The organism is Bacillus sp. VA15 (assembly GCF_055721145.1).
In genome coordinates, this window is the sequence record NZ_JBVQPQ010000003.1 from 180733 (window position 1) to 200329 (window position 19597).

The window sequence follows — 19597 nt, forward strand, 5'->3', positions numbered from 1 at the left end:
TCAATAAAAAAACGGGACCTAAGTCCAATAGAAAAACCTGTGCGATATGCACAGGTTTTTCTATTATTTATCCAAACCGAGTTTCTTCAGCTGTTCTGCCAGCGCGTTGTTAATCGGCTCTTCTTTATTATTTTGTTTTTTCATATAAGAGGAAACGTCCCGTTTGGAAGCGCGCCCTTTGTCTTTGTTTTTTCGTTTTTCAAATACGGAAAGCTTCTCACGGTGCCCGCAGACACACGCGAAGGTCTGGCCCTCGCCTTGGCCGCGAAGCTCCATTTTTTTATGGCAGTTCGGGCAGCGCGCGTTTGTTTTTCGGGCAATCGTTTTTCTGCTTCCGCATTCACGGTCTTGGCACACGAGCATCGTGCCGCGTTTGCCGTTTACCTTCAGCATCATTTTGCCGCATTCCGGACATGCCGTTCCCGTGACGTTGTCGTGTCTGAAGGTTTGGCTGCTGTTTTTGATTTCTTTTACCGTTTGGTTAGCATAAGCCTTCATGTCTTTAATAAAGACAGATGATTTTAATTTGCCGGCGGCGATCGTAGACAGCTTTTGCTCCCATTCTGCCGTTAAGGCCGGTGATTTCAGATCCTCCGGAACAAGCTGCAGGAGCTGTTTTCCTTTAGAAGTGATAAAAATATCTTTGTCTTTTTTCTCTATTAAAAAGCTGTTGAACAGTTTTTCAATAATGTCGGCACGTGTTGCCACTGTGCCGAGGCCGCCTGTTTCTCCAAGCGTTTTGACGAGGCCTTTTTCTTCTCCCTGCATAAAGGCGCTTGGGTTTTCCATCGCTGACAGCAGGGTCCCTTCGTTAAAGCGGGCAGGCGGCTTCGTTTGGCCGTTTGTTTCAGTTAACATGCGGACGGTAAGAGCATCGCCTTTTTGAAGGGCAGGGAGTGTCTGATCTCTGTCATCCTCCTGCTCATCATCCTCATCCGCCATGTCATAAACGGCTTTCCACCCTTGTGACTGCACGGTTTTGCCTTTCGCCGTAAAGGTTTCTCCGCCGATTTCAGCGATGACCTTTGTTTCCTCATATTCAAATGCCGGCATTAATACAGCAAGGAAACGTTTCGCAATCAGGTCATACAGCTTCCGTTCTTTATCACTCAGACTGCTGAGAACGAGCGGCTCTTCGGTCGGGATAATCGCGTGGTGGTCTGATACCTTCGCATCATTGACGTAGCCTTTATGAGATTTGATGCCGCGTTTTTTAATTTGGCTGACATATTGGGCATACGGTTTTACTTCCATACCTTCCAGACGGTCTTTTAACGTCGGGACGATGTCACTGGATAAAAATCTTGAGTCCGTCCGCGGATATGTGACGAGCTTATGCTGCTCATACAGCTTCTGCAGCACAGAAAGCGTTTCTTTGGCTGAAAATCCGAAGCGCTTGTGGGCGTCACGCTGAAGCTCCGTTAAATCATAAAGCGCAGGTGCAAAGCTTTTTTTCGCTGTTTTTTTCAGCTCAGCAATGACCGCTTGTTTTCCTTCGAGGTCTTTTAGCAAACGGCTAGTTACGTCTTGATTGAACGTTCTCGTCTGTTTTGATTTTTTATCCTGCCACGTCAGCGTCATGCCATCGACCGCCGCGCGGATGCCGTAATATGGAACCGGCGTAAACGCTTGAATGTCCGCCTCCCGCTTTGCAATCATAGCAAGCGTTGGGGTCTGTACACGGCCGCATGATAGCTGGGCATTGAATTTTGTGGTGAGGGCACGGGTCGCGTTAATCCCCACAATCCAATCCGCTTCCGCTCTGGCGACGGCAGAATGATACAGGTTTTCATATTCTTTGCCGCTGCGCAGCTTTTGAAAGCCTTCTTTGATCGCTTTATCTGTCACAGATGAAATCCATAGCCGCTTGATCGGCTTACGGACATTTGCTTTTTCAATGATCCAGCGCGCAACAAGCTCCCCTTCCCGGCCTGCATCAGTCGCGATGACAATCTGATTGACGTCTTTACGGGTAAGCTGCGATTTGACCGCATTGAACTGTTTTCCGGTTTTCTTAATCACAACAAGCTTTAAGGGTTCTGGGATAATCGGCAGATCCTCCAGCCGCCATGATTGAAATTCTTTTCCGTAGCCTTCCGGATCAGCAAGTGTCACCAAATGGCCCAAAGCCCATGTAACAATATATTGATCGCCTTCGAGATAACCGTTTCCTTTTTTATGGCACTTCAGCACCCGGGCCAAATCCCGGCCGACTGAAGGTTTTTCAGCTAATACAACTGTTTTTGACATGCTTGATCACTTCTCTTTCTTTCACGCTCATCCTTTTATTATAACAGACTTGAACAAGCACTCTCTAACTGCACCCGTTTTTCGTGTCAATTTCTGAGAAAATAATGTGAGTGACGGTTTGCGCGTAGGGCGATGTTTTGTTAATGAAATCTTCTATCGCTTCGAGGCTTTTAGCGTTGATTTTCAGCATATAGCAGGCTGCGCCCGCAATCCGGTAGCAAAATTCGATATTCTGCAATGTTTGAATATAGCTTTTGAACCTCTCGTAATCCGCGTTTTTGACGGTTGCTTCCACAATGCATGAAACGGGAAGCCCCAGCTTTTTCTGATCGACCTCCAGCGTGTATTGCTTAATGATCCCGAACGATTCAAGCTGCCTCACCCGTTCTGTCACAGATGGCGGCGACAGCTTAATTTTCCTGCCTAATTCCCTCATTGACAAACGGCTGTCCTTCTTCAGCTCCTCAATGATATTCAGATCAATCTGGTCAAGTTTCATTTCAACATCCTTCTTTTATGATTTTGTACACATTATCTCGGGTATTTTTGTAAATGACAAGTACAGTCCCCTAGAAATAGCATGTAAAAATGAATGTTTTCCGAACATTTTCTGAAAGCTGTCATATGCGCCCTCTGGATTGTTTATAGTATAGAATGAAAACGTGTCCACAAGGAGGGCGATTTATGCTGCAAACGCCGATCGGAAGACTTCGCACGATGGGTTTTATTGAAGGAATGTCACTCTTAATCCTGCTGTTCATCGCCATGCCGCTTAAATATTGGGCAGGCCTTCCGCTGGCGGTGACAATTGTCGGTTCGGTTCACGGCGGGTTGTTCATTTTGTATTTGCTTGTCTTGGCGTATGCAACCTTCTCAGTCAAATGGTCGCTGAAATGGTCAGCCGCCGGCTTCATCGCCGCTTTTGTCCCATTCGGAAACTTTTTGTACGACCGCGGATTACGGAAAATAAATAAGTAAGCGCGAAAAAGGCTGGATCTTTATGATCCAGCCTTTCTTATCAAAACCACTTTGTCAGCCACGCGATATAGTAGGCGCCCGGAATAAACATCAGCTGGGCGAGAAGAGTGCCTGCCACCCTTGATGTGACCATTGTGACAGAGGTCCATTTTAAATACGTATAGCTTCGTTTTCCTTTTGCCACATCATCGGCAAGAACGGATACCTTAGGATCAACAAAAATCGCCAGCAGCATCGTCGCAATTCCGTTGATCAAGCCCGATGCCATGACGGCTGTCGTGCTGCGCTCCGGCGCCAGAAGGCCTGCGTACAAAGCTGAAAGCACGCCAATCGTATAAATCGATGTGATCAGCATGTTGATGACAAACAAACGCTTCGGAATCAAGCGGATGTGAAATCCCTTTACATATGAAAGAGACGGCAGACGCAAATAGGAAAGGGCATTTTTGAATCCTTGTTTTGAGAACCCCTTTCGAAACACTTGAAAAACGGAGCCGCCGCCGCTCGCCAAGTGAATAATCGCCCGTGAAAAAAGAGCGACAAAAGACGGGAGCAGGATAATGCCCAGGATGGTGCCGACTGTCGATCCGAAAATCAAGAAGCGGAACTGTTCGCCTACAATCGCCAGTGCGTTTTTTCCCGCATCATCAATTAAATGTCCGGTAAAGGGCTGCTGCACCATGTTCGACATTCTGGACACGATGACCATGACATTAAAAAGGGAAAGCGCGGACGCAATAAATCCCACGCGGGCCCCGGAAAGCCTTGTGGCGTAAGCTAAGGTTTCTATCGAGTGAATCAGTAATAAAAAACAGAAAATAAAAAGTACTTGTGTTGTCATGACATGCACGTTATTCTTCCTCCAATTTCATCCTAGAGATAAGACTCGAAAGAAGACAAAGAGGTTTCAGTGCGATGTGTTTTTTAACAATAAAAAAACCGCCGGCATACGCCGAGCGGTTTGTCTTATTCTTTTCTATACGCAAATAAAGATTATATCATCCGCCAAGTCGGGCGGGTTAGATTCATAAAGCATTGTTCCGAAGAATCATTCTGGAAAGTAAACACCATGGAAATTTCTTGAACACAAGACAACGAAAGCCCTACCTCTCAATCGTCACTGCGGCTCCGAAGCCGCGCCGGTGTGAATTGTAAAACAAAAAAGTCTTTTTTCCATCTCATCGTTAGGGGCGATTTGTTATGAAGGAAAAGAATAAGGGCAGCTGGTTATGCTGCTTGGGAAGCGGTAAGCTTCTCTCTCAAAACAGAAAAAAGAAGTTTACTTTCTTTTTTATTTGCTTATTTTTCTTACTAGCTATTCATGATAACATATCGCCCTTGAAAACACAAATTTTTTATAGTTCGAGTGAGACCGGTGTTTTCTCTCCTGCATTCATTAATCTGATATCCTCCGGTTCAATTTCAAGAATCACCAGATTCGGATCATCCTTACCGTCAAACCAGCGCTCTAATTTGGAACTCCATATTTTGTCCTTCAGTTCTGCCGAATTGTTGATTTTTGCTTTCCCGGAAACCTCAACATACGCGTCGCCAAAGCCTTCACAATCATAGCCTAATAAAATGTGGACATTGGGGTTGTTTTCAATTTCTTCCGCTTTATGAGTTTCCTTGCTTGTCGGTGTGTAGATCGTCAGCCCGTCATGGAAAAAAGTCATGTAGCGGGAATGCGGCTTGCCCTTTTGAACCGTTGCGAGCGAGCCTACTTTATGGTGATCTAGAACATCCAGCACTTTTTGTTTAATGTCTTGCTGATTCATCTTGAATCACTCCTTTTTAACGTCTCCGCTGTTACTTTTCCACATCCGGGGAAGATTTAAACAAAAAAATGCGCGCTTTATTTTGATCCTTTCCATTCATGCTTCAGCAAGCTGTAATAGACAAGGTCATGATACCTGCCATTAACGAATAAGCCGTCCCGTGCCTTTCCTTCCTCTTGAAAGCCAAGCCGCTCCGGGATCGCTCTGCTTTTCTGATTCCCTACAGCAGCACAGAGAGCAACGCGATTCAGTCCAAGCTCTTCAAAAGCATACGTGATGAGTGTTCGGCAGGCGGCGGTAACGATGCCTTTGCCCTCATATTCTTTGGCAATCCAGTATCCGATTTCCCCTTTTCGATTCACTTGATCAAGGTTATGCAGACCGATCATGCCGCATAGGCTGCCGTCAAAAAGGAGCCCCGCTTCGATGCTGTTCAGGTCGGCATACTCCCGCCGCCAATCTGGAATGATCGTTTCTCTGTACGTTTCAGCACTGCTTGGATTTTCCGCAAAAAACAGCCACTGGCCGAGCCGCTGCTGATTTTGGATAATGAGTTCGGCCAGCCGCTCCGCATCCTTTGGCTCCAATAATCGAATGGTGATGTGCTCATTTACCTTGCAGGTGAACATTCCCTCGCCCTCTTTCCTTTTTTACCCATTATAACGATGATTCCCTTTTTTTCAACACAAAAAAGGATGGGCTGTTACGCCTCATCCTTATATTCTTGGATCGGTAAAGATATCATGTTGATCTGTGCTCGTCGAAGACATTTCCGTCACCACGGCACCTTCCTCCCCGGCCTGGAACCAATGCTTTGTGTTTGGCGGAATGGTATATTGTCCGCCCGGTTCAAGTTCAATTTCGTGCCAGACCGTATAGTGTTCTCTATCCTCCTGCGGAGGGAGAACCTTTGGAAGCTGCGTTTTTTCTCCTTCTACGTAAAGATACACTTTTCCGTAGCGGCAACGGAACGTCTCCTGCTTGCCTTCCTGGCCGTCGACCGGCGGATGGCGGTGTTCCGGGCAAGTCTGTCCCGGAAACAGCACCAGTTCCTTTGAGCAATAACGGTCCGTATTGACGTAGACAAAGAGCTGGAGCCCGACTTTTCTTTCTTTTCCTAAGCCGTAGTCCATCAGCTGGATTTGGTCTACTTCCTCATCCGTTAATACAATACCGGCTTTTTGATAATAGCCGTTTACTTCCTCTTTCGTGATATCCATATGTCTCACTCCCTCTTACGTCGTTACAAAGTCTCCGCCGTTGACATGCAGCGTCTGGCCTGTCATGTAAGATGACTCATCTGAAGCCAGCAGCACATAACAGCCGACGTGCTCAACAGGCTGACCCGGACGGCCCATCGGCGTATTTTGCCCAAATTGAGCAACTTTATCTTCAGAGAACGTAGACGGGATTAATGGTGTCCAGATTGGTCCTGGCGCGACTGCGTTTACGCGGATGCCGTCTTTCACAAGCGCCTGCGCCATTGTTCTGGTAAAGGCATTGATTGCGCCTTTTGTCGCTGTATAATCAATCAGCGTCGGGTTCCCGCGATACGGGTTGATAGATGTCGTGTTGATAATCGCGCTGCCCGGTTTCAGATAATCAATTGCTTTTTTAGTCAAATAAAATTGAGAATAAAAGTTTGTTTTGAATGTGCGGTGAAGCTGTTCGCTTGTAATATCTTTGATGCTTTCCTTCGGATGCTGTTCACCGGCATTATTTACAAGGATGTCAAGGCCGCCTAGTTCCTTGACCGTTTTTTCAACCGCTTCATTGCAGAATTCCTCTTCACCTACGTCACCAGCGATCAGCAGGCATTTTACGCCTTCTTGTTCTACACGCTTCTTCGTCTCTTCGGCGTCCCCATGCTCATCCTTATACACAATGGCGATGTCAGCGCCTTCCTTTGCGTAAGCAACGGATACCGCGCGTCCGATCCCGCTGTCGCCGCCCGTAATGAGCGCTACTTTTCCTTTTAATTTGTCCGCTCCTTTATAATCCTCATACTCATACACCGGACTTGGATTCATTTCGCTTTCAATTCCCGGTTGGCGATTTTGGGTTTGGGCCGGCAGTTCTTTTGGATAATTGGCCATGATGATTCTCCTCCTTTGTTTTCATGTCTATTTGTTGTGTACCTCACACGTTCTTTGGATAAACATGGATTGGCACCTTCACATTGCTTTATCAGAAAAATGTTTCACATGAAACGCAAGGAGGAAATAACTTGCAAAGGGGGTTGCTGAATGATTAACATGCTTTCTAAAAAATTCAGCAGGCCAAAGGGCGTAATCGGCATGATTGCCGGGTACATCATGGCTGCTGAAAATCAGACACTGAATCAGTGGACAATAGATCAGCTGGGGATCACACGCGGGGACAGCATTTTAGAAGTGGGGTTTGGGCCAGGATACTGCATGCAGCAGATGCTGAATCGTGAAAAGGACATCCGTCTTGATGGGATTGATGTGTCAGAGGCCATGCTGAAGCTGGCCGCCCGCAGAGTAAAAACGAAGGAGGTGCGCCTGATACAAGGAAGTGTCGAGACATTTCCTCTTAATGCCTCGTTTTATGATAAAGTGATTTCCGTTAACAACTACACCATTTGGAATGACCAAACAAAAGGCATGAAACAGATATTTCGGGCGCTAAAGCCCGGCGGAAAAGCAGCGATTACGATGCAGCCGCGGGAAGCGGATGCCAGTCCCGAGAAAACCAAATCATTTGGAAAACAGATGATTGCTGACTTCAAAGCGGCCGGCTTCCAAGACATTGAGTTGCAATTTAAAAACATGAAGCCTGAGCTTTCTGTCTGTGCAACTGCAAAGAAGCCCGCCATATAAAGTGGCGGGCTTCTCTTTTTACGAATGTACGGCCTGCTTGCGCAAGACGTCTTTTTTCACCTTGCCGAGGTTATTTTTCGGCAGTTCTTTAACGAACTCGACTTCTGGTATTTTGTAAGCGGAAAGGCGTTCTTTACAAAATGCGATGACATCCTCTTCCGTTATACGCTGGCCGCCGTTTGTCACGATAAAAGCTTTCGGCTTTTCCCCGTACAGCGGGTCAGGAATACCGACCACCGCTGTTTCAAGGATTCCCGGAATCTGCTGGATGACTTCTTCAACCTGATCCGGATAGACGTTATCGCCTCCGTAAATAATGACATCCTTGTAGCGTCCAGTGATGAAAATAAAGCCATCTTCATCTACATAGCCTGAATCTCCAGTTCTAAACCAGCCGTTTTGCAGCACTTTCGCTGTCGCTTCTGGATTGTCTTCATAGCCTTTAAATAAAAATGGGGTGTGAACAACGATTTCGCCGATTTCTCCTTGAGGGAGTTCTTCTCCCGTCTGAGGATCTTCCACTTTGACTTTAACACCTGCCACAGGCTTTCCTGCAGAGGCCGCTTTATCCATTCCCATGTCAGGCGTCCATGTGCTGATTCCCCAAGCCTCAGTGCTTCCATACCCGTGCGCGAGCGGAATGCCGATATCAAGATAGCGGCGGATCAGGCTGCTCGGCACTTTTGTTCCGCCTGTCATTAAAATCACAAGCGAAGATAAGTCGGTTTGGTGCGTTTCCCACGCTTCAAGCAAATACGTGTAAAACACAGGAAGAGCCATCACACTCTGAATTTTTTCTTCTTCAATGACCTTCAGCATATGAACAGGATCTTGGTCCTTTGTAAAAATGAAGGTTGTGCCTGCGAAGGTTCCAAGCATGATGCAAATGAGCGCACTCGTATGGTAAATCGGGTGGCACGCGAGAAAACGAAGGCTCTTCATACGTGTTGTTGAGCTGTTGGATCTTGTTACGTATCTGTATATGCCGCCATGTGTGATCATGCATCTTTTCGGGTTTCCCGTTGTTCCAGACGTAAACATCAGAAGCGCTGTATCATCAGGGGAAACCATTTCAGTTTCGGGCAAATGATCAGGACCAGCAAACAGAGCTTCAAATTCAGCAGATGTTTCGTAAGCTGTCCCTGTATCCATTGTTAAAGACAGTGAAGACAGTTCAGGAAGAACTTCGTCCAGTGTCTCTTTAAACTCCGCTCCATAAAACATCGCTTTTGGTTCACTTGCTTTTAAAATACCTGTCATTTCATATGGTTTCAGCTGCCAGCTGACAGGTACGACAACAGCACCTATTTCAAGCGCAGCAAACATAACAGTTGATGCGGGATGACCGTTTTTGCAAAGCAATGCAATACGGTCGCCTTTTTGAATTCCTTTTTGCAGCAGGGCATTCGCCAGCTGATTAATCCGTTTGCGGTAACCTTTATATGTCAGTGTATGAGCTCCGCTTTTTACAGCTTCTATTTCTTCGCTATCCGGCATGTCATGCAGAATCAGATGCTGTAATGTTTCCATATCGTCATCTCCTATATTCTCTTGAATCTTCAATTATTTGTTAGATTTTCTTCCTTACCTCACCCATTTTAACCCAAAAAAGATAACTTGTAAAACTATTTCATTTTGGAATTATTCCATTACTGAATGATAAAATAGTCCCACTTTTTCTTATTTTGTACCCTATCCACATAAAAACACACGCCAATTTTTTGACGTGTGCCATGCCGGATTACAGTATGTTTTTTCCCTTCATCCATGTGAAAAATATGCGGTTTAACCGCTGATACAGTTCTTGTTCTCCCTCTCCCTGAAACCCCGCCATACTCTCTCTGCTCTCGATAATAGCGGAGCTGATCGCGCTTAAAATCTCCGATCCTTCAGCAGATAATGAGCTAGGCGCCATCATCACAAGGATGCGTGTCATGCTGAGGGTATTTCCGTCCATGCCATTCACTTCATAAGAGGTGCTCAGATCATACATTTTGAAAAAAGGCAGGACGATTTCATCATTTTTGAGATGATAAAGCGCCATGTTCGTCCCCGGGATTCCCAATCCCCCTTGTTTCTCCCGCTCCGCCAGGCAAACCGCTGCTTTTTTCGGATCACGGATCAAGCCATCCTTCTTCAGCTGTTGAAAAAGCTCTAACAAGAGCATACTATGATCCGGGTTTGTTTTGAGGTGAGTAAGTGTAAAGTGGCGCAGAACATCTTGAATGACGGCCATATACCGCCCCATGCTTTCCGCCGCTTTCAACATGTCAGGTACGTCATCTTGCTGCACCTCTTCCTTCGGGCTTCTGTTTTTCTCAAGAATGAGCGGAATTTTCCGCTTGATATACTGTTTCACCTGGTTTGCATCTTCCTCGTTTAAAAGCGGGCTGACCATAATGTAATCAATGTTTTCGTAAGGAATCGGAACGGTGGAAACGATCATATCATAGGCTTGGACGTCCTTGCCCTTCAGCTCGATCAAAGATGACATATCAAACGATTGAATTTCCGGCAGTTCTTTCTTCAGTCTGGAAGCAAGCATTTTCGAAGAGCCGATCCCGCTCGAGCAAACGACAAGCGCTTTCACTTTTGCTTCTTCTTTTTTGATTTCAAGGGCAGACCCGAAGTGAAGGACGATAAAAGCGATCTCATCATCAGAAAAGGACATACCCGGAAAATACTTTTCCACGCCTTCTTCGATCGCCATATAAAGCAGAAAATAATCGCGCTTGATCTGTTCCTTCATCGGATTATATATCTCGATATTCTCTTTTATGCGGCTGACGGCCGGCTCCAAATGGGCGATCAACCCTTCATATAAAGAGTAGTTTTTCGTGAGATCCATTCTGATTTTGTCTGAAATAAAAGCAATGAGCCGCTTTGTTTGCAGGGCTGTTTCCAGTTCGATTTCCTGTGCTTTGTATTCTGTTTTGTATTTTCGATTGGCGCTTCGAAGGTGGATTGTAATATAGCCGACCTCCGCTTCTGGAATCGTCACGCCGAAGGCACGTTCAAGCTCGCCAGCGATTTCAAGAGCGGAGCTGTATTCTTTCGCATTTTTCAGTTCCTCAAGCTCATTTTGCTCCATGGTGATGGTTTCCCCAAGCTTGATCCGTTCGATCGCAAACGTCAGATGGACGACGAGCGCTATATAAGAGCTGTCGGACAATGAAAAGGCGATTTCTTCTTTCAGCTGAAATAGGATACGCTCCATTTTTAACAGCTCGCCTTTGCTGACTACACCAAACATTTTCTCTGACTCTGAAGAATCCGCTTTACCTTTGATGTTTAATTCAACCGCTTCCAAAAACATTTGGATGTCGAGGCGGTTCACAATCAGGTTGCCGACAATTTTACGTTTTGCATTCTCCGGTCCTATGAGTTGGATGCCAAAACCTCTTTTACGGATCAGTGTCAATCCGAAGGGAGAAATCCATTTCTCCAGCTCGTCTAAGTCATAACTGACCGTGGCATTCGTCACCTGCAGGTCATGAGCTAGCGTGTACAGCTTGACGGGTTCCTGAGACTCTAATAACGAACAGAGAATAAGCAGTTTCCGTTCGTCCGCGCTATATTCATGCTGTTCATATGATAAATCGGTAAGCAGCTTTTGTTTATCTTCGGGACTTCCCACTGCCTTCAGCCCTTTTCCAGGCTGCTTATCGAGCGTAAGCCCAACAGTTTCCATCAGCGGCTTAATTGATTTGAGCTCCCTGTGAATGGTTCTCGTGCTGACTTCCATCAGCTCAGCAAGCTCAGTTACGGTTACATATCGATTTTGTAATAACAAGTGCTTTAAAAGCTTTTGTTCTCTGGCAGTCATATACATAAAAAAGGCCTCCTAGACAGTCATGATGTGCGGATGAAGTCGCAAGGAGATACAGGAGAGGAAAAAGAGAGGTTTTCTTTATAATATAAAACGCTTTCAAGTGAGTTTCAATCACTTATAAATGGTAATTTGGCACTAAGCGGTGTGACAATATTGAAAAAGCACCAGCTGCTAAGCTGGTGCTTTTTGTTAAGGAATATCGTAACCCTGTACGGCTGTAAAAATACGGAACCACTGATCATGGTCAAGCTTGTATGCCAAAGCATTTACTGCGGCGGAAATCCGCTCGCGTTTTCCGCTTCCGACAATCGGCATGATGCCGGCCGGATGCGTGAACAGCCATGCGTACATCACCTCGTCCAATGAAGCGGCGCCGATTTCCGCCTGAACAGATTCGAGCGCCGAGCGGACACGGCGGTCTTTTTCCGTGTCACCAGTGAAAACTTTGCCGCCTGCCAGCGGTGACCAAGCCATCGGCGAAATCCGTTTTTCTTGGCACAAGTTCAAAGTGCCGTCCAGAACATTTTCTAATTCATATGCAGAAAGCTCAATTTGGTTGGTCACGAGCTTCTCAGGCAAATACGATTCCAGCATGCGATACTGGTGATCTTTAAAATTTGAAACGCCGAAGTGCCTGACCTTGCCGGAGCATTTTAGCGCCTGAAACGCCTCTGCTACTCCCTCCGGATCCATGAGCGGGTCAGGTCTGTGAATCAGCAGTACGTCGATATAATCCGTTCTAAGGTTTAAAAGGGATTGCTCAACGGATGCCAAAATATGTGATTTGCTTGTGTTATAATGATGCGATTTGTGTGCGGGACGTTCAGGTGATTCAAGAACAATGCCGCATTTTGTGACCAGCTCTATGTTTTCCCTTAATCCGGGCGAAAGGGCAAGGGCATTTCCAAACAGTTTTTCGCACGTATAGCCTCCGTAAATATCCGCATGATCAAAGGTTGTGATGCCGTGATCGATACACCATTCAATGAGGCTGAGCAGCTCGGCATCTGAATAGTTCCATTCATTCAGCCGCCAAAGCCCGTGTACGACTCTTGAAAATTGAAGATCCTCCGCCAATTGAATACGCTGCATGCAAAATCCCTCTTTTCTTTGTATAAACCGGGTTTTGCCCCTTATTAGTTCATTCGGCCTCAGATCCCCTTTTTCCTTTCGCTCCTGTCAAAAAGGCATTTTAATTCGATTGAAATTGCTTTTTCGCTTTCTCAACAACATAGTGGCTGCCACCGCGGTCCTGCACATTTTGGATCATCATGGCGACAAGCAGGTTTTTGTTTTTATAATCGTAGCCGACGAACCAGCCATTTTCAGCGCCGTCTTTATCATCTTTAGATGTTTTCAGCTCGGCTGTTCCTGTTTTTCCGGCAACGGTGATTCCTTTCACGACAGGCTGATACGCTGATCCACGCTCGTCTTCCACAACGCCCTTCAGTCCTTTTGTAATGTCTGCCGCTCCTTCCTTCGTGACAACTTGCTTGTGCCAAACATCAGCTGTTTGCGAATCTTTTTTGATTAGCGTCGGTTTGACAAGATCTCCGTTGTCGACAAATGGCGTGTAAGCAGCCGCCAAGTGAAGCGGAGACATTTGCATTTGCCCTTGTCCGTACCCCGTATCAGCAAGCAAAATGTCTGAATCGAGCTTGTCATTTGCGATAGACGATTGCTGGATCGGAAATTCATATGGAATATCCTCTGAGAAGCCGAACGTTTTCAATCCTTTTGTGAAGGTGTCCGCTCCCATATCAAGCGCGTTCTGTGCAAAATAAATATTGTCTGACGTAATGAGGGCATTTTCAAGATCAACTTGCTGAAGGCTCTCTGACACACGTGTCACTGAATAGCCGCCCCAGCTCGAATCTTTTTGCCACTCTTTTCCTTTGATTGTTTTCTTCTCATCCGCTTTTAGGGTGCCGTTTTTGATCCCGATGGCAGCCGCAATCGGTTTAATTGTAGAACCCGGTGCGTATGTTTTGTTGAATTTCGCTGAAAATGGATTGTTTTTATCTTTGTTTAGTTTTTTCCATTCCTTATCGCTCCAGCCGAAAATAAATCCGTTTGGATCGTAAGAAGGCGCGCTGACAAGTGCGAGTGTTTCGCCTGTCTTCGGCTGCAGCGCGACTGCCGTCCCGCTGTCATCCTTCAGTTCATCATACAGCTTCGTTTGCGTTTTGATATCAATTGTAAGATGAAGATCCTCGCCGTCCTTCGCTTTCTTTTCAGCGATGACTTCTCCAGTTTGCGGCACGTAGATTTTCCATCCGGTTGTGCCTCTTAGCTTGTCTTCATACACATTTTCAAGTCCGGCGATGCCGATGTTAGACGTATCGCTGTACATTCCGTCTTTCTTTTTCTTCAGTTCTTCCGCAGTGATGGCGCGGACATAGCCTGTCAAATGGGCTGTCTTTTCGCCATACGGATAATAGCGGGAGCTGACATTCGTTCTTGTTACACCTTGTAATGTCGTCGCCTCAGACACTAACTTTTGCTGGTCCGGCTTAACCTTTTTGACCGGCACAAACGAATCGTCCTTCACCCAGCCTTGATCCAGCTTTTTCTTGATATCGTCTTCAGTCAAATCAAGTTTTTTCGCGAGCTCTTTTATGACTTTTTCTTTTTTGTCGCCAAGCTCTCCGGGAACAATCCCGATTTCTGGAACATCTGTATTGATGGCTAAGCCTTTCCCATTTTTATCGTAGATTTGGCCGCGTTTTGGTTCAATGCTCATAATTTGTACCGTTTTGTCATCAGCCAGCTGCTTGAAAATAAACGATGGGTCCCAATCTATATTCCATGACTCCTCGTCATCTGTTTTTTCTAATTTCAGCACGGCGGTATTTTTGAAGCTGACCTTGCCCGCATTTGTATCCATGCTGACTTTATACGGGATGTGCTTCATCGTCTTGTTGTCTTTATCGTCTTCATCCACTTCTCCCGCAGTGACTTTCAGATGTTTTACGCCTGCCTGCTCATAGATGGTTTTATACCTGTTGACGAAATCTTTTTTGGAGATTTCTTTTTTGACATCTTTAGTCAGGCTTTGATACATGTCATCGAATTGCTGATCGTTCCACTGTTTTACGAATGCTTCCATGCGATCCTCTGGTGAATCTGTCTTGGAGCATCCGATTATCCCAATCAATCCGACGCATAGAAATACTAGTAGAATACACTTTTTTAACATGACTTTCCCCTGCCTTCCACTTATTATTTTCTCTTAAATGAATTGGTGCGTGCAAGATTTTTTTGAAAATGAAGGAAAAGGTTCTTCGATTTTGCAGAAATCTCCTGTCATTTGCTGTAGACTATTTGAAAAGAAGGAAAGAAGGGATGACATGGTCAGAGAGGCAGCAATGCTTCACATTAAAGAAGGGCTTGAACAAGAGTTTGAGGAGGCGTTCCGGCAAGCGGCGCCGATTATTTCCGGCATGAAGGGCTATATCACTCACTCGTTATCAAAATGCATGGAAGAAACACATAAATATCTGCTGCTTGTGGAATGGGAAACACTTGAGGACCATACGGAAGGCTTTCGCGGTTCTTCAGAGTATCAAGAGTGGAAAGCCTTGCTTCATCGGTTCTATACCCCGTTCCCGACGGTCGAGCATTTTCAGGATGTGTAATAGATTTATATAATATGAAGTGTAAAACCGATGAGAGAGACAGACCATACGAAAACGGCGGTATAAATATTGAAAGCGCCTGAGCCGTCGTTTTCTTTTTTGCGCTCTTCAAGCCCCTGCATAAACATGACGGCGCCAAGAAAGACGAGCATGACCGATTGGATAACAGAGGTGTGTTCCGTATATTTAAAAGCAATAAGCGCCAGTACAATAATGATAACCGCAAAAGACATTTTAAAAATCCGAAACAAAAGGACCATCCTTCCTTATATACGAAATATTGAACGTTATGGCTATTTTTGCCTACGTCCTCCATTATTCTAGCGCACTTTTTTTGTCTGTAGAACAGAAGAAAGGGAATTTTAAGTTTCTTTTAATATTTCATTCACACATAAAAAACGCGCCCTGTCATAAGGCGCGTCTTCTATGAAACTGACAATTCTTTATAGCCTAACTTGTGAACTGCTTCAGCCATCGCTTGATAGCCTTTGCTGTTCGGATGGACACCGTCAAAGGACAGATATTCCTGTTCTTTGCCTTTGAAGATGTTGTAGGCATCCGCGATTTTGACATGGGGTGCTGATGCAAGTGTTTCTAAATGTGAATTAAAGGATGTGATCCATTTGCCAGCGATATCAATTTCGGGAAACGGATTGTATAAGTTGAACACACGGATGGCGTACGGGGACGGGTTTTCTCCTTTGATCTCATCGATTTTGGCAATCATCTTTTCAAAATTCTCATGGCAATGGGCGGATACACGGCTGAAAATCGTTTCATCCTTAGACGTTTGGTAGGCTAAGACCGAATCGATGAGATCGTTTCCGCACCCTGTGATGGTTATCATGCCAGCATCTTGAATGCATTTTTGCACATAGGGATATGACAGGAGCCCCAGAATTTCTTCTGTATTTAAGCCTGATTTGGCAAAGATGGATATTGCAGTTTTTGTTTTCAAGTCGGCTTCCATCATGTCTCCGAAACGTTGGACGAAGCCGGGAGAAAACAGCCCGGAGCCTCTCCCCGTCGTCAAAGAATCCCCCAGTGCTATATATCGAAGCACCATGTTCTTTCCTCCACTCCTGAACGTCGATACGTTAATGTACGCAGCGGAGAAAAGATCGGCTACTTATGAATACCCTATTTTTCTGGAAATCTGTAAAGCGGCATCCTTCACCTTTTCTGTTAAATAAGGCAGCCTGTCTTCTGTAAATCTCGCTTCAAAGCCTGCAATGCTGATGCCGGCTGCCACCTGACGCTTATGGTTAAAGATCGGGGCGCCGATGGCCGCTGTATAGTTTTCGAGCTCTGAATAGCTGACGGTATAGCCATTTTGTATAGAGGCATCAATCTCCTGCAGCAGTTTTTCGGGATCGGTAATCGTGTCGGAGCCAATTGAAATGAGCTCCGTTTGTTTGATGTATGTTTCGATTTCTTCACGGGGAAGAAAGGACAAAATGCTTCTGGCGCACGCTCCAGCGTACAGAGGAGAGCGCCTGCCGATCGCCGTGTACAACCGCACAGTCTGTGTCCCTTCTATTTTCTCAACGTATATCGCTTCATTGCCGTCCCTCATGATCAATTGCACGGCCTCATCCACTTCCCGGCACAGCTCTTCCATCACCGGTTTCGCTATTTTTCTGATATCCAGCCTGTCAGCAACGAGCTGTCCGAATTCCAAAAACACCAGTCCCAGCGAATAAGCGCCGGACAAATCCCGATTGAGGAACCCCATTTCCTCCAAAGAGCTGACCATCCGGTGAACAGAGGTTTTCGGCATACCTGACAGCGATACCAGTTCACTTAAGGTAAGACTTGGTTCATGCAAAAACAAATTAAGCAGAGCCATAGATTTGACTACGGTTTTGTTTTTATTCTGCATCATTCATCTCCTTTGTTATGTCAGCCATTCCATCTTCATTCTCGTTTTCAGTTCTTTTATATGCTGTTCCCGTTCAATCGCAAGCGCTTCCGCTTCCTGAAGGGATACAGGCTCAAACTGGACGTGCTCTCCCGGCATGATTTGGGAGACAATCGGAAGATCAGCGGATATGATATGCGCGATCCTCGGATAGCCGCCGGTCGTTTGCCGGTCTGCAAGCAGGATAATCGGGTTGCCGTCAGGCGGCACCTGAACTGTTCCAAACGAAACCGCTTCTGACACCATCTCTAGCGGTGCCTTCAGTTCGAGCGGTTCTCCTTTGAGCCTGTAGCCCATACGGTCGGACTGTCATCTCTTTCGCAAACCATTCTTTCCCGATTAAGCCCGCAGCTTGGAAAGCAGGGATTTGCAGCGCCGAAATGGTCGGTCAGCCGCGGGAGGTTTCTGCCATTGAAAAAGAATCCTGTCATTCGGGTGCTGGAAGGAAAACAATTCGGCTTTTTTACAGAAAAATCGAAAACGCGTTTTTATGAAGAAACATTCCGTGTCACGCCGGCTTCCATAAAGGCGCTTCTTCGTCATTAATACGCAAAGTGAAGTCCGCCCCTGTCACCGCAATCAACGTCGTTTTTGAAAAATAAAACGACGGACCGGGCCCCATCAGCGTAATTTCAAGACCGGCTTCATTTTCGCTGTTGCCGATCAGCAGATTGGCAATGCGCAGCGAAACCGTGTCCATGGCTCCGCTTGCCAGAACGCCGTATTTTTGATACCCCGTTCTGCCTATATCCTGAACCGTTGTGAGCAGTCCGGGCTTTACCACTTTCATGCTCAATTGGACTCCTCCTTATAGGCGTGATAGTCATCCTCTGAGATGCGTACGAATTTAACAATATCTCCCGCCCTCAATAACGTCGGCGGGTTTTCCTGCGGCCGGAACAGAGCCAACGGCGTTTTGCCGATCAGCTGCCAGCCGCCCGGCGTTGAAATCGGATACACCCCTGTTTGCATTCCCGCAATTCCAACTGAACCGGCGGGAATCGACGGCCTTGGCGAAGATTTCCTTGGAGCGGCAATACGTTTGGACATCCCGCCTAAAAAAGGAAAACCAGGTGCAAAGCCAAGCATATACACCACATATTCGCCGTTTGTATGAATGGCGATGACTTCCTCCTGTGACAGCTGATTGATCTTCGCCACCTCTTCTAAATCCGGCCCGAATTCACCGCCATAGCAGACGGGAATTTCTACAATGCGGCGGTTGTTCTCATAGTCTGTGGCTATTTCCTTCAGCCGTTCTTCGACATCGCGCTTGACCTTCTCAAAAGGTGAGCTTATGCCTTGAGGCAAATGCTTGTACACTTCATACATATCATAAAATACCGTCAGACTTGTAAAAGCCGGGATGCATTCAATGAATCCCGGAAATGGCTGTTCTTCTATGTAAGCGGCCGCGGCATGGACAAGGCCGTTAACCTGCTCGTTTATTTCTTCTCCAAATCGGATCATCATTGCAGAATCACCGAGCTGCTCGATTTGAAATCGTTCAGTCATCTTTCTCACCTCTTTTTATTTCTCGTTCATTTGGAGGACGAGAGGTTACAGCACCGCAAGCGACTCGTCTCGAATATCTGTGATGAGCATGTGCCCCGGCGCATGTGTGATGACCATTTCAGGTTTTACATTCATAGCCACGGCTTGTGGTGTCACCCCGCACGCCCAAAAAACAGGAACCTCGCCTTCACGAATGGAAACGGCATCTCCGAAATCCGGCTTGTCCAGATCGCGAATGCCGATTGCTCCCGGATTACCGATATGGATCGGTCCTCCGTGCACAGCCGGAAAACGTGAGGTCACTTGTACAGCGCGTACAGCCAGCCGTTCTGGAACGGGTCTCATGCTGACAACTATCTGTCCTTGAAACGCTCCTGCCGGAACACAATCGATATTCGTTTGATACATCGGGACGTTTGTCCCCTCATCAATATGCCGGACAGCTATTCCATTATTGATCAGCGCCTGTTCAAAAGAGAAACTGCATCCGATCAGAAAGCCGACAAAGTCATCCTCCCAGTATGGCGTAATATCAGATACTTCTTCCGTCAAGATACCCTGCCTGTAAATACGGTATTTTGGAAAGTCCGTTCTGATATCAGCATCCGGCGCGACCAGCGATGGCACTGGCGAACCCGCTTCTGTCACATCCAGCACAGGACAGGGTTTTTGATTCCGCTGGCAAAACAGCAGGAAGTCAAACGCAAGGTCTTTCTTCAAAATCACAAGATTCGCTTGGGCATAGCCGCCGGACATTCCTGCAGTCGGCCCGGTTATTTTTCCCTCTCGTATCAAGGCGCGCACATCCTTCGGCGCCATTTTGTTTAATTGCTCCACCTTTA

Annotated in this window: 19 protein-coding genes and 1 pseudogene; 3 read left to right on the forward strand and 17 right to left on the reverse strand. The window is 46.3% G+C overall.

Annotated elements, in window-relative coordinates:
• Nucleotides 1–63: 63 nt before the first annotated feature.
• Both AC0DBE_RS10725 and lrpC read right to left on the reverse strand, forming a co-directional pair.
• Entirely contained in the window at nucleotides 64–2250 is a 2187-nt protein-coding gene (locus AC0DBE_RS10725; RefSeq protein ID WP_472962083.1) for a DNA topoisomerase III, read from the reverse strand.
• 64 nt (nucleotides 2251–2314) lie between these two features.
• Complete coding sequence (gene lrpC, locus AC0DBE_RS10730; RefSeq protein WP_472962086.1) at nucleotides 2315–2749, reverse strand: transcriptional regulator LrpC; 435 nt, start codon at nucleotides 2747–2749, stop codon at nucleotides 2315–2317.
• 185 nt (nucleotides 2750–2934) lie between these two features.
• On the opposite strand from lrpC, the gene AC0DBE_RS10735 reads away from it, so the two are divergent.
• Nucleotides 2935–3228, forward strand: coding sequence for a DUF3817 domain-containing protein (locus tag AC0DBE_RS10735; protein WP_072565758.1), 294 nt, complete (start codon nucleotides 2935–2937; stop codon nucleotides 3226–3228).
• Between the two features lie 40 nt (nucleotides 3229–3268).
• Here the strand turns inward: AC0DBE_RS10735 and amj are convergent, their stop codons facing one another.
• From amj to AC0DBE_RS10760, 5 genes are all read right to left on the reverse strand, one after another.
• The gene (gene amj / locus AC0DBE_RS10740) at nucleotides 3269–4078 is read right to left on the reverse strand and encodes a lipid II flippase Amj (protein WP_003225092.1); all 810 of its coding nucleotides are present in this window, start codon (nucleotides 4076–4078) and stop codon (nucleotides 3269–3271) included.
• A 505-nt stretch (nucleotides 4079–4583) separates the two neighbouring features.
• Nucleotides 4584–5006, reverse strand: a complete 423-nt coding sequence (locus tag AC0DBE_RS10745; protein WP_061186218.1) for a pyridoxamine 5'-phosphate oxidase family protein — start codon at nucleotides 5004–5006, stop codon at nucleotides 4584–4586.
• A 77-nt stretch (nucleotides 5007–5083) separates the two neighbouring features.
• The gene (locus AC0DBE_RS10750; RefSeq protein WP_079288477.1) at nucleotides 5084–5635 is read right to left on the reverse strand and encodes a GNAT family N-acetyltransferase; all 552 of its coding nucleotides are present in this window, start codon (nucleotides 5633–5635) and stop codon (nucleotides 5084–5086) included.
• Nucleotides 5636–5722: 87 nt separating this feature from the next.
• Complete coding sequence (lyxE, locus tag AC0DBE_RS10755; RefSeq protein ID WP_079288478.1) at nucleotides 5723–6226, reverse strand: D-lyxose ketol-isomerase; 504 nt, start codon at nucleotides 6224–6226, stop codon at nucleotides 5723–5725.
• Between the two features lie 15 nt (nucleotides 6227–6241).
• Nucleotides 6242–7102 (reverse strand): SDR family oxidoreductase, encoded by an 861-nt coding sequence (locus AC0DBE_RS10760; protein WP_014112690.1) that lies wholly within the window; start codon nucleotides 7100–7102, stop codon nucleotides 6242–6244.
• Between the two features lie 150 nt (nucleotides 7103–7252).
• On the opposite strand from AC0DBE_RS10760, the gene AC0DBE_RS10765 reads away from it, so the two are divergent.
• On the forward strand, nucleotides 7253–7849 hold the full coding sequence (locus AC0DBE_RS10765) for a class I SAM-dependent methyltransferase (protein WP_472962091.1): 597 nt from the start codon (nucleotides 7253–7255) through the stop codon (nucleotides 7847–7849).
• A gap of 18 nt (nucleotides 7850–7867) precedes the next feature.
• Here the strand turns inward: AC0DBE_RS10765 and AC0DBE_RS10770 are convergent, their stop codons facing one another.
• The 4 genes from AC0DBE_RS10770 to pbpC all read right to left on the reverse strand — a co-directional run bounded on the left by AC0DBE_RS10770 (nucleotide 7868) and on the right by pbpC (nucleotide 14880).
• On the reverse strand, nucleotides 7868–9379 hold the full coding sequence (locus AC0DBE_RS10770) for a class I adenylate-forming enzyme family protein (RefSeq protein WP_087987693.1): 1512 nt from the start codon (nucleotides 9377–9379) through the stop codon (nucleotides 7868–7870).
• A gap of 211 nt (nucleotides 9380–9590) precedes the next feature.
• Nucleotides 9591–11681, reverse strand: coding sequence for a mannitol operon transcriptional activator MtlR (gene mtlR / locus AC0DBE_RS10775; RefSeq protein ID WP_472962094.1), 2091 nt, complete (start codon nucleotides 11679–11681; stop codon nucleotides 9591–9593).
• Between the two features lie 189 nt (nucleotides 11682–11870).
• Nucleotides 11871–12773: an aldo/keto reductase gene (locus AC0DBE_RS10780; protein WP_014112686.1), complete on the reverse strand. Its 903-nt coding sequence runs from the start codon at nucleotides 12771–12773 to the stop codon at nucleotides 11871–11873.
• 100 nt (nucleotides 12774–12873) lie between these two features.
• A complete protein-coding gene (pbpC, locus tag AC0DBE_RS10785) occupies nucleotides 12874–14880 on the reverse strand; it encodes a penicillin-binding protein 3 (protein ID WP_472962098.1) in 2007 nt (668 codons plus the stop codon).
• Nucleotides 14881–15031: 151 nt separating this feature from the next.
• Here pbpC and AC0DBE_RS10790 point away from each other — a divergent pair, with 151 nt between their 5' ends.
• The gene (locus tag AC0DBE_RS10790; RefSeq protein ID WP_019257494.1) at nucleotides 15032–15319 is read left to right on the forward strand and encodes an antibiotic biosynthesis monooxygenase family protein; all 288 of its coding nucleotides are present in this window, start codon (nucleotides 15032–15034) and stop codon (nucleotides 15317–15319) included.
• Nucleotides 15320–15324: 5 nt separating this feature from the next.
• Here the strand turns inward: AC0DBE_RS10790 and AC0DBE_RS10795 are convergent, their stop codons facing one another.
• From AC0DBE_RS10795 to AC0DBE_RS10820, 6 genes and pseudogenes are all read right to left on the reverse strand, one after another.
• Nucleotides 15325–15570 carry a YczI family protein gene (locus tag AC0DBE_RS10795; protein ID WP_014112683.1) on the reverse strand — a complete coding sequence of 82 codons (246 nt, stop codon included), beginning with the start codon at nucleotides 15568–15570 and terminating at the stop codon, nucleotides 15325–15327.
• A gap of 173 nt (nucleotides 15571–15743) precedes the next feature.
• A complete protein-coding gene (gene lipC, locus AC0DBE_RS10800; protein WP_472962102.1) occupies nucleotides 15744–16385 on the reverse strand; it encodes a spore germination lipase LipC in 642 nt (213 codons plus the stop codon).
• 63 nt (nucleotides 16386–16448) lie between these two features.
• On the reverse strand, nucleotides 16449–17201 hold the full coding sequence (locus AC0DBE_RS10805) for an IclR family transcriptional regulator (RefSeq protein WP_472962104.1): 753 nt from the start codon (nucleotides 17199–17201) through the stop codon (nucleotides 16449–16451).
• Between the two features lie 15 nt (nucleotides 17202–17216).
• Nucleotides 17217–18036 (reverse strand): annotated as a pseudogene (locus tag AC0DBE_RS10810) (5-oxoprolinase subunit C family protein).
• Nucleotides 18033–18755 (reverse strand): 5-oxoprolinase subunit PxpB, encoded by a 723-nt coding sequence (gene pxpB / locus AC0DBE_RS10815; RefSeq protein WP_072181718.1) that lies wholly within the window; start codon nucleotides 18753–18755, stop codon nucleotides 18033–18035. Before pxpB ends, AC0DBE_RS10810 begins: the two are co-directional and overlap by 4 nt.
• Before the next feature lie 45 nt (nucleotides 18756–18800).
• Nucleotides 18801–19592, reverse strand: a complete 792-nt coding sequence (locus tag AC0DBE_RS10820) for a putative hydro-lyase (protein ID WP_284438226.1) — start codon at nucleotides 19590–19592, stop codon at nucleotides 18801–18803.
• Nucleotides 19593–19597 lie beyond the last annotated feature (5 nt).